Origin of the sequence: Nocardioides lacusdianchii (assembly GCF_020102855.1) — a bacterium.
In the GTDB taxonomy this organism is placed as follows: domain Bacteria; phylum Actinomycetota; class Actinomycetes; order Propionibacteriales; family Nocardioidaceae; genus Nocardioides; species Nocardioides lacusdianchii.
On record NZ_JADHZD010000028.1, the window covers coordinates 23,002 to 31,775 of the forward strand.

The window sequence follows — 8,774 nt, forward strand, 5'->3', positions numbered from 1 at the left end:
CTCCTCAGGCGATGCGCTCGATGATCGTGGCGTTGGCCATGCCGCCGCCCTCGCAGATGGTGAGCAGGCCGTAGCGGGCCTCGCGGCGCTCGAGCTCGTTGACGAGCTGGGTCAGCAGGCGCGCGCCGGTCGAGCCGAGCGGGTGGCCGATGGCGATGGATCCGCCGTTGACGTTGAGCTGGTCCTCCGGGTAGCCGAACTCCTCGCACCACAGCAGCGGGACCGGCGAGAAGGCCTCGTTGACCTCGACGACGTCGATGTCGCCGACGGTCAGGCCGGCCTGATCCAGGGCCTTCTGACTGGCTGGGATGATGGCGGTGAACTGAAGCACCGGGTCGTCCGCGGCGACGGCCATGGAGACGACCCTGGCCCGGGGTCGCAGTCCGGCCGCCTCAGCGGCGGCGCGTTCGGCGACCAGGAGGGCGGCCGCTCCGTCGCTCATCTGCGAGGCGTTGCCGGCGGTGATGACGCCGTCCGGGGAGAATGCCGGCTGCAGGGCGGCGACGCGCGCGGGGGCGATGTCGAACCGGATGCCCTCGTCCCGGGTCATCGGGCCGGTGGAGCCGTCTTTGTCCGCGCCGTCGAGGGGCACGAGCGCGGAGGCGAAGTGCCCGGCGTCGGTAGCTGCGGCGGCGCGGCGGTGGCTCTGGACGCTGAAGGTGTCGAGCTGCTCACGGGTGAAACCCCACTTCGTGGCGACGAGCTCGACTGATGGACCTTGGGCGGGCAGGTTGCCGTCAAAGCGCGCCAGGGCCCGTTCGCCGTACCAGTCGCCCTGGGCGCCGCCGGGGACGAAGAGCGGACCGAGGTCGACCCGGCTCATGGACTCGACGCCGGCGCCGATGGCGAAGTCGTACTCGCCGGACTTGATCGCTTGGGCTGCGAAGTGGACCGCCTGCTGGCCGGACCCGCACTGTCGGTCGAGGGTCGTGCCGGGCACGGCGGTGGGCAGGCCCGCACCGAGCAGGGCGTTGCGGGCGACGTTGCCGCTCTGCTCGCCGCGCTGGAGGGCGCAGCCGACGGTGACGTCGGAGAGGCGGTCTGGGTCGAGGCCGGTGCGCTCGGCGAGGTGGGCGAGGGTGTGCGCGAGCAGGTCGACGGGGTGCCAGTCGCGCAGCTGGCCGCCACGCTTGCCGACCGGTGTGCGGACGGCGTCGACGATGACTGCTTCACGGGTCATGGTTGGGCTCCTTGGTGGCGGGTGCGGAAGGCGTTCAGGGCTTGGTGGAACTCGGGCGTCGAGACGTTGGCGACCTGGGCTTCGGCTTCGCGGGCCAGCGCTTCGGTGAGGGCCGCGGTCCACGTGGCGTCGAGGAGGTGCTTGGTGCGTGCCTGAGCAGGGCGGGAGGAGCCGGCCAGGCGTCGGGCCAGGGCGGTGACCGCGTCATCGAGCTCGTCCGATGGCACGCAGCGTGCGATGAGTCCGACCTGAGCGGCGGTCGGCCCGTCGAGGTCGTCCCCGAGGAGGGCCAACTCTCGGGCCTGCCGCAGCCCGACGAGCCGGGGCAGGACCCAGCTGCCACCGAGGTCGATGGACAGGCCGAGGCGGGCGAAGATCTGGGTGAACCGCGCCGTCTCGTCGGCGACGACGAAGTCGCAGGCGAGGGCCAGGTTGCAGCCGGCGCCGACCGCGGCGCCACGGACCTTGGCGATGACCGGCTGCGGCAAGTCGCGCAGGGCAGGAACGATCTTGTTGAACTCGACCATGGCCTCGCCAAGTCGGCCGGGGTCGAGGTCGATGAGGTCGGCGCCGGCGCAGAAGTTGCCCCCCGCGCCGGTGAGCACCACGACACGAACGTCGTCGTCCCACGCGACGTCGGCCAAAGCTGTGAGCAGATCCTGCGCCGAGTGAGGGCTCAGCGCGTTGCGGCGCTCAGGCCGGGTCAGCTCGGCCGTGGCGACGGGGCCGTCCACGGTGAGGCGCAGGGTCGACGTGGCCGTCGGCGCCCTGGCGGTGGACCCATTGCCCAGGTCGCTCGGGGTGTCAGGCATCGAGTTTCGCCCGGATCTGGTGCTTGAGGAGCTTGCCGGAGGCGTTGCGGGGAATCTCGTCGATGATGATGAGCTCGCGGGGCAGTTTGTAGCTGCTGAGGTACTGCTGGCCGTACTCGCACAGTTGCTCGAGGGTGAGCGTCGCACCGTCTCGTGGGGTCACGACGGCCACGACGCTCTCGCCGTACTCCTCGTTCGGTCGCGCGACGATGGCGATGTCCCCGACCGCTGGGTGACCGGCCAGGGCGCTCTCGACCTCGACCGAATAGACGTTGCGGCCACCGGTGATGATCATGTCCTTGAGCCGGTCGACCAGCGTGATGTATCCGTCCTCGTCGATGCTGGCGATGTCGCCGGTGTGGACCCAGCCGTCTCGGACGGTCTCCGCCGTCGCTTCGGGGTTGCCCCAGTAGCCCTTCATCATCGTCTCGCCGCGCATGATCATCTCGCCGACCCCGCCGGGCGCCACGTCGTTGCCGTCGAGGTCGACGATGCGCACCTCGGTGTTGGCGATGGCGCTGCGACCGCTCGCGCTCGGTCGCGCGAGCACCTCGTCATGCTGCAGAAGGATGCCCCCCGGCCCGCCCTCGGTCTGGCCGCATGCCTGGATGATCGACGCGGCCGGCAGCGCCGCCACGAGCGCCTCAGCCGTCGTCGCCGGCATCGGAGCAGCGCCGTACAAGCAGACACGCAGGCTCGACAGGTCGCGTGTCGCGATCGACGGGGTGCGCAGCAGGAACGTGTACATCGTCGGGACGCCGAAGAACTGGGTGATCCGCTCGCGCTCGAGCATCTCGAGCACCGTTTCCGGGTCGAAGCGGGGCAGGATGACGTGCGTCGCGCCATACATCATCCCGCCGATGAGAAGCATGTTGAGGGCCGCTGAGTGATACAGGGGAGCGACGTGCAACATCCGCTCCCCCTCATGAAGTCCTAAACCAATCGCCGTGTTGATGCCGACCCACAGGATGCGGTGCTGGTCGAAGAGGGCGCCCTTGGGTCGACCGGTCGTGCCCGAGGTGTAGATGATGAGCGCGTCGTCGTCCTCCGCGACCTCGACGTCGATCGGCTCAGCGGACTGGACGGCCGCGGCTGCGAGCACGTCATCGAAACCCGTTGCGCGACCCAGCGCGAGCGCGGGGATGCTACCTGCGCGGCCCCCGCCGCCTGCCAGCCCCCGGATGTTCTCGAGGACCTCGGGACCGAAGAGCAGCAGACTGGCGCCCGAGTCGGTGACGAAGTGGTCAATCTCGGGCGGCGCCGACCGCGGGTTGACGGGTACGACGATGGCGCCCAGACGGAGTCCGGCGTAGAGCGCGACGACGAAGGCGCCGCTGTTGCCCGAGAGCAGGAGTAGACGGTCGCCCTTGGCCAGGCCCCGGTCGGTCAGCTCACGCGCGAGCTGGTTGACGCTGGCGTCGAGCTCGGCGTACGTCATCGAATCCGGACCGAACTCGACGGCGATCCGTTGGGGAACACGGCTGGCAGTTCGGGCGAGGACTCGGGCGAGGCTGGGCACGGCGGAGACTCCTAGTTGGGGTGGGGATCAGCCGAGGTTGTGGAAGGGACGGGCGTGTCAGGAACAGCGGAACGCGGGTCTTGGACGGCAACGAGGGGAATGTCGAGCGATCGGCCTAGCGACTCCCAGTGGGCGCTGGACTCGGTGCCGAAGCGGGCGATCAGTTCCTCACGCGTACGCCCGACTGCGTCGGCTAGACGGCGGGCGAAGTGCGGTTCGATCGCGCCGACGGCGACGTGTCCGTCGGCTGTCGCGTAGATGCTGTAAGTGGGCAGGCCCCCACCTAGGACGTCACCGGGACGCGTCAGGCCGTGGCGCACCGCGGCCGATGCGTGGAAGGCCACATCGTCGAGCACGACCCGCTCGCGTACGGCCGTCTTCCTTGACGTCCGTCGCCGCAGCCCGGCCAGTGTCGCGGTCACCGCTCGCTCTGCTCCGAGCACGTCGACAAACGGCACGAGGGGCATGGTTGGCGGCATGAGCGTGCCCTGGACGGCCTGGTACGTCAGGTCATGCCCGGCCTCGTCCGATCGTTCTCCGTCGTAGCCGACGACCTCGACCAGGACGAGACCATGCCGCTCGACGCTATCCACAAGCCCAAGCCGCGTGAGCGCCGAGGGCCGCATCGCGGTCAGCAGCACATCGGCAACCGCGAGCCGCGTCTCCAGCGCTGATCGGCCGGCTGGGCTCTTGAGGTCGAGCGTGACGACCTCCTGACCGGCGACGAGCTCCTCGTACCAGCTCGGTGCGACCGCTTGGAGCGGGTCTCCGGAGGGCGGCTCGACCTTGGTCACTGACGCCCCCATCGAGGCAAGGCGGGCGACCGCCAAGGGTCCGGGGAGGTTCACGGCCAGGGAAACGACCCCGACGCCCGCGACTGCGGTCGCGTCTGGCGTTCTCAACACTTACTGCTCCTTTGGCCGCCGCCTGTTTGTACAGTTGTATAGCATCTAGTACGTTCGTGCAATAGGTAACTAGTACGTTCGTGCCGATCCGAGAACGCAGACCGAGAAGAAGGATGAGGAGACATGACGCGACGACAGCCCAGTGCGGCTCTACGCGCGGACGACCTCACGGCGAAGGCACGGATCCGGAACGCCGCACTGGATCTCTTCGCGGCGCATGGCGCCGAGGCCACCTCGCTACGCGCGGTCGCGGCCGCGGCGGGCGTGACGGTCGGTCTCGTCGTCCACCACTACGGGACGAAGGAGGCACTGCGCGAAGCCGTCGAACTCGCGATCGTCGAGCAGTTCGCCCAGACGATCGCGTCCGTCCCGCTCGGCACTTGCCCGCCCGGCCAGGTCACGGCGGCACGCGACCGTGCTGTCGCCGCCATGCTCTCGGCCAACCAAGCGATCGTCGACTACCTGCGGCGGGCTATCCTTGATGGGAGCGCAGGGCGAGTCGACTTGGTCAGCCGGCTCAGCCAGCTCTCCGCCCAGCAGGTCCACGATCTGCGGGAGGCCGGCGTCGCCTCGACGAAGCACACCGTCGGCGAGCAGGTCGTCACCATCATGGTGCGGCAGCTCGGACGCCTTTTCCTGCAGCCGCTTGTCGACCGCATCACCGACGAGTTCGCCGATGACACGGGCGCGTCGATGAGACCGCAGCTCGTTGTGGATGTGAACCACTGACCCGTCACGCACGAGCGTCACCGGACAAGCGGGCTGGGTCCCTATGTCGCGGGATGGGATTTGCCACCGGTCAAGTCCGGAGCTGGGCACGGTCGCCGCCCTCGTGATCGCGTGGGGCAGGACGGTGCAGCTGGCGCAGCCTGTCTCGGGAGGTGCCGGGATGGGTGGCATGCGTCTGCTGCGATCACTCCACTTCAAGCTTCATTACCTCGTCGCCGTGATCGTTGATGACCTTGGCCGCGACCTTGCCGGTAGCCGGCTTGGAGAAGGGGCGCGAGTCGGTGGCGTCGAGCGTGGCCCCGGCATCCGGGTCGATATCGGTCTTGAGGGCCGTCTTGAGCCGCTTGTATGGATCGTTGCCGTCGACGGGCTCGCCATGACGCCACCTCGGCGTCGGCACCCTCGGCGGTGGTATCGACTCCGCCGCTGGTGACAGACTCGGTCCCGGGCTCGTCGTCGTCGGTCTCGAGTTGACGCAGCCGACGCACCGTCGCCTGGTCGAGCCCGGTCAGATGCATGACGTCCTTGACCGCGAGCCGCTCTGCGAGAAGCCGTTCGATCGCGGTCGCGGCCGCGACCTCCATGAACCGCATCCCAGTTCTGCTCACTGAATTTCCCCACCCTGTGGCCCCACCGGAAGCGGGTGGGGGCTCCTTCGAAGATGGCGGTCTCTGACCACCAGCCGTCTATCGAAGGAGCCCTCGCTTTCCATGTTGACACGGGAGGAAGACATCGACGCTCACGCGTTGCGCCGGCAGGGCTGGACGATCTCTGCGATCGCCCGGCACCTGGGCCGGGACCGTAAGACCATCCGCGCCTACCTCGACGGCGACCGGGTTGCCGGCGTCCGGAAGCCCGCCGGCGAGGATCTGTTCGAGCCGTTCGTCGACTACGTCCGCGAGCGCCTCAAGGAGGACCCGCATCTGTGGGCGGTGACCTTGTTCGACGAGGTCACTGGGCTGGGTTACGACCGGTCGTATCCGACGTTCACCCGGCAGGTCCGCGTCCGGAGTCTGCGTCCACACTGCGAGCCCTGCAGGCCGGCGTCGACACCTCAGTGATCTCGCTCTGGCTCGGCCACGCCGGCGTTCGGTCCACCGACGCCTACGTCCACGCCGACATCACCATCAAGGAGAAGGCGCTCGCGCTCACCACACCGGCCACTGCTCGACCCGGCCGCTATCGCCCGCCGGACAAGCTCCTGGCCTTCCTCGAGAGCCTGTAACTCTGCAGAGGACTGCAACGCTCGGACAGCCAGGAGCCCAGCCCCGGTCAGGCCGCTACGAGCTCGGTGGCGAAGGGCTCGGCATAGTCGCGGGCTCGGCATAGGTCCAACTATGCGGACATCTGCATAGATCGATGAGCTCGGCTACCTGCCGCTGCCCGGCGAAGCCGCCTCCGCGCTGTTCCAAGTCGTGTCCCAGCGCTACCTCAAGACCAGCATCGTGCTCACCACCAACCGCGGGGTTGGGTTCGAGCTCATGCCCAAGACGCTGGCCACCGCCACCGTCGACCGGCTGCTCCACCACGCCCACGTCTGCCAGACCAGCGGAGACAGTGTGCGGCTCACCCAAGCACTAGCGAAGCTAGGTTCCTAGCGAAGCTAGGTTCCTAGAACTTTGACGTTTGTCTTGAGTTTCAGGCTGCGTTGAGCCGCGCGTGGTCGATGCGTTGTGTGACGTGATGATCGATGGTGGCCAGGGCGCGACGGACCTCGATAGGCGCTGGCGGAGCATCGGCGGCGATCAGCGGGCCGAGGAGTCGGTCGTGGACCTTGGTGTAGAAGATCGCCACGCGTTGTCCCTCGGGGGTGAGGTCGTAGGTGTTGGTCTTCGGTCGCCGTGCGATGACGCCTTTACGGCGTAGTCGCGCGAGGTCGTAGCTCATTTGATTGACGGTGTACCGGTCGGGAGGAACACCCAGCAGCTGGCTCACCTGGGCACGCAGGCTCCGGTTGGTGAAGCCGAGGGAGTTCAAGGCGACGCACAAGGCGCCGAGCAGGGCCATGACCCGAGGATCTCCGAACCGTAGCGCGGGCGACCTCCTGCCATCGTCGGTGACGGTGGACCGTGCGACCCGCTCAAAGGCTGGGCTCGCAAGGACACAACCCTGCCCGACACGTTCATTGTCGAGCAGGCGAGCGTTGATGGCACGACCTTTGGCCTGGAGCTCGTCGAGATGCTCCAGGCGTCGACGACACAGCAGGTCGTCGGGCTTGTTGATGACGGTCTCGACCCGAAGCGCACGGCCGTCCTTGAGGTACTGCTTGATCCGGGAGTTCTTGAAGAACGCGTTGACGGTGACCCCGACGGTGTCGCGGGTCACGACCTTGGTCTTGTAGGTCTGCTCGACTAGCGGGGGGCGTCCGCGGCGAGGGTGGCCACGGAAGATCAGTTCCACGTTCTCGGGTCGCCCGATATCGAGGTTGTCCACGACCAGCGCCTCGAAGAACCCGCGGGCGTGGCGAGGGGCGTCGAAGACCATCGTCCGCGAGACCTCGATCTGCCGCATCGACAGCTCCCACCAGTAGCCATCCGCTCGGTCTGCGTCGGTCAACGGCAGCGGCAGCCGGCTCATCCACCGCTCGAAGAACACGTTGATGGTGCCGGGACCGAGGCGGTCGCAGATCTCCTGCAGACCCTCGGGGTCCTCACACGTGGCGAACCCGTTGGACAGTTCGGTGTACCCGATCCCGGCGTGGGTGGCCTGGCGTTTAGCCCACTCATGCCCGTTGAGCCACACCTTGACCGGGTAAGGGAAGTAGGTACAGACCTTGATGAACGACGGACCGAAGTCCTCGTCCCACAAGTAGAAGTAGAAGCACGTCACGCGCCGGTCGGCCTTGTAGAAGGAGAACCAACTGCTGCCCTCGCGGCGATAGGCAGCGAAGACGTTCTGGAATTCCTGCGCGACTCCGATCGCAGCGACACCACTCACCCCGGTCTTGGCCTGTCGGGCGATGTAGGGCGCCATCACGTCCTGTTTGCGGTCGTGCTTGTCGAACTTGACCACCGGCACCTGTTGCGTCCTTGCGAAGGTCCTGACCGCGCTACGAAAACGGGTGCCCATCTTCTCCATGATCGCCGGCGAGGGGATTGGCAGCTTCAGGTGCGCTGTCATGAACGAGGCGACCTGCCCAGGGACCTGCAGGTTCGGCACATACTGAAGCGCCCCAGGTTCTCGGCCGTTCCTATGCGGGGTGCGGCTCTCGGTTGAGGGCAGCGTAGTGGGCTTGCTCGTACTCGACGGGTGGGACGTTGCCCAGGCTCGAGTGGAGCCTGCGGTTGTTGTACCAATCGACCCAGCCGGCGGTGGCGTACTCGACGTCGGCGATGGTCTTGTAGGGGCCGTTGTGGAAGACGGTGGTGCGGATGCACTCGGCCTTGTAGAGGCCGTTGATGGACTCCATCAGGGCGTTGTCGTAGGCGTCACCGACGGACCCGATCGAGGGCCGGATCTCCTCGAGCGCGAGGTGCTCGGTCAGCCTCAGTGACGTGTATTGGGCAGGTTCAACCGGTCGATGCAACACCGGGTTGTTGAAGGGAGCGTAGCTGCTCCTCGAAGACCTCAGCCGGCGTCCTCCAGCCGAGGATCTTGCGGGGCCGATTGTTGAGCGCGTGAGCGACGGC

General features: G+C 67.7%; 9 protein-coding genes and 2 pseudogenes. 4 read left to right on the forward strand and 7 right to left on the reverse strand.

Features of this window, described 5'->3' with window-relative positions; genetic code table 11:
- Window positions 1–4: 4 nt before the first annotated feature.
- Genes IRX98_RS21655 through IRX98_RS21670 form a run of 4 tightly spaced genes read right to left on the reverse strand, consistent with a single transcriptional unit; the run spans window position 5 to window position 4,416 of the window.
- The gene (locus tag IRX98_RS21655; protein WP_224280339.1) at window positions 5–1,180 is read right to left on the reverse strand and encodes a thiolase family protein; all 1,176 of its coding nucleotides are present in this window, start codon (window positions 1,178–1,180) and stop codon (window positions 5–7) included.
- Window positions 1,177–1,992, reverse strand: coding sequence for an enoyl-CoA hydratase/isomerase family protein (locus IRX98_RS21660; RefSeq protein ID WP_224280341.1), 816 nt, complete (start codon window positions 1,990–1,992; stop codon window positions 1,177–1,179). Before IRX98_RS21660 ends, IRX98_RS21655 begins: the two co-directional genes overlap by 4 nt.
- Window positions 1,985–3,511 (reverse strand): class I adenylate-forming enzyme family protein, encoded by a 1,527-nt coding sequence (locus IRX98_RS21665; RefSeq protein WP_224280344.1) that lies wholly within the window; start codon window positions 3,509–3,511, stop codon window positions 1,985–1,987. The genes IRX98_RS21660 and IRX98_RS21665 overlap by 8 nt, the downstream gene beginning before the upstream one ends.
- A gap of 11 nt (window positions 3,512–3,522) precedes the next feature.
- Entirely contained in the window at window positions 3,523–4,416 is an 894-nt protein-coding gene (locus IRX98_RS21670) for a CoA transferase (protein ID WP_224280345.1), read from the reverse strand.
- A gap of 123 nt (window positions 4,417–4,539) precedes the next feature.
- Here IRX98_RS21670 and IRX98_RS21675 point away from each other — a divergent pair, with 123 nt between their 5' ends.
- Complete coding sequence (locus IRX98_RS21675) at window positions 4,540–5,145, forward strand: TetR/AcrR family transcriptional regulator (RefSeq protein WP_224280346.1); 606 nt, start codon at window positions 4,540–4,542, stop codon at window positions 5,143–5,145.
- A 184-nt stretch (window positions 5,146–5,329) separates the two neighbouring features.
- Here IRX98_RS21675 and IRX98_RS21680 read toward each other — a convergent pair whose 3' ends face one another.
- Window positions 5,330–5,545, reverse strand: a complete 216-nt coding sequence (locus tag IRX98_RS21680) for a hypothetical protein (RefSeq protein WP_224280347.1) — start codon at window positions 5,543–5,545, stop codon at window positions 5,330–5,332.
- 310 nt (window positions 5,546–5,855) lie between these two features.
- On the opposite strand from IRX98_RS21680, the gene IRX98_RS21685 reads away from it, so the two are divergent.
- The 3 genes and pseudogenes from IRX98_RS21685 to IRX98_RS21695 all read left to right on the forward strand — a co-directional run.
- Window positions 5,856–6,206: a terminase gpP N-terminus-related DNA-binding protein gene (locus tag IRX98_RS21685; protein ID WP_224280348.1), complete on the forward strand. Its 351-nt coding sequence runs from the start codon at window positions 5,856–5,858 to the stop codon at window positions 6,204–6,206.
- The gene (locus IRX98_RS21690) at window positions 6,203–6,370 is read left to right on the forward strand and encodes a hypothetical protein (protein ID WP_224280349.1); all 168 of its coding nucleotides are present in this window, start codon (window positions 6,203–6,205) and stop codon (window positions 6,368–6,370) included. Before IRX98_RS21685 ends, IRX98_RS21690 begins: the two co-directional genes overlap by 4 nt.
- Window positions 6,371–6,500: 130 nt before the next feature.
- Window positions 6,501–6,743, forward strand: a pseudogene (locus tag IRX98_RS21695) (ATP-binding protein); the annotation flags it as partial.
- 40 nt (window positions 6,744–6,783) lie between these two features.
- Here IRX98_RS21695 and IRX98_RS21700 read toward each other — a convergent pair.
- The gene (locus IRX98_RS21700) at window positions 6,784–8,304 is read right to left on the reverse strand and encodes a helix-turn-helix domain-containing protein (RefSeq protein ID WP_224280350.1); all 1,521 of its coding nucleotides are present in this window, start codon (window positions 8,302–8,304) and stop codon (window positions 6,784–6,786) included.
- Window positions 8,305–8,335: 31 nt separating this feature from the next.
- Window positions 8,336–8,653, reverse strand: a pseudogene (locus IRX98_RS21705) (integrase core domain-containing protein); the annotation flags it as partial.
- Between the last annotated feature and the right edge of the window lie 121 nt (window positions 8,654–8,774).

What these genes read in the sequence shown, in the direction of transcription:
- IRX98_RS21655 (WP_224280339.1), bottom strand. Translation starts at nt 1,180, where the DNA reads ATGACCCGTGAAGCAGTCATCGTCGACGCCGTCCGCACACCGGTCGGC.
- IRX98_RS21660 (WP_224280341.1), bottom strand. Translation starts at nt 1,992, where the DNA reads ATGCCTGACACCCCGAGCGACCTGGGCAATGGGTCCACCGCCAGGGCG.
- IRX98_RS21675 (WP_224280346.1), top strand. Translation starts at nt 4,540, where the DNA reads ATGACGCGACGACAGCCCAGTGCGGCTCTACGCGCGGACGACCTCACG.
- IRX98_RS21685 (WP_224280348.1), top strand. Translation starts at nt 5,856, where the DNA reads ATGTTGACACGGGAGGAAGACATCGACGCTCACGCGTTGCGCCGGCAG.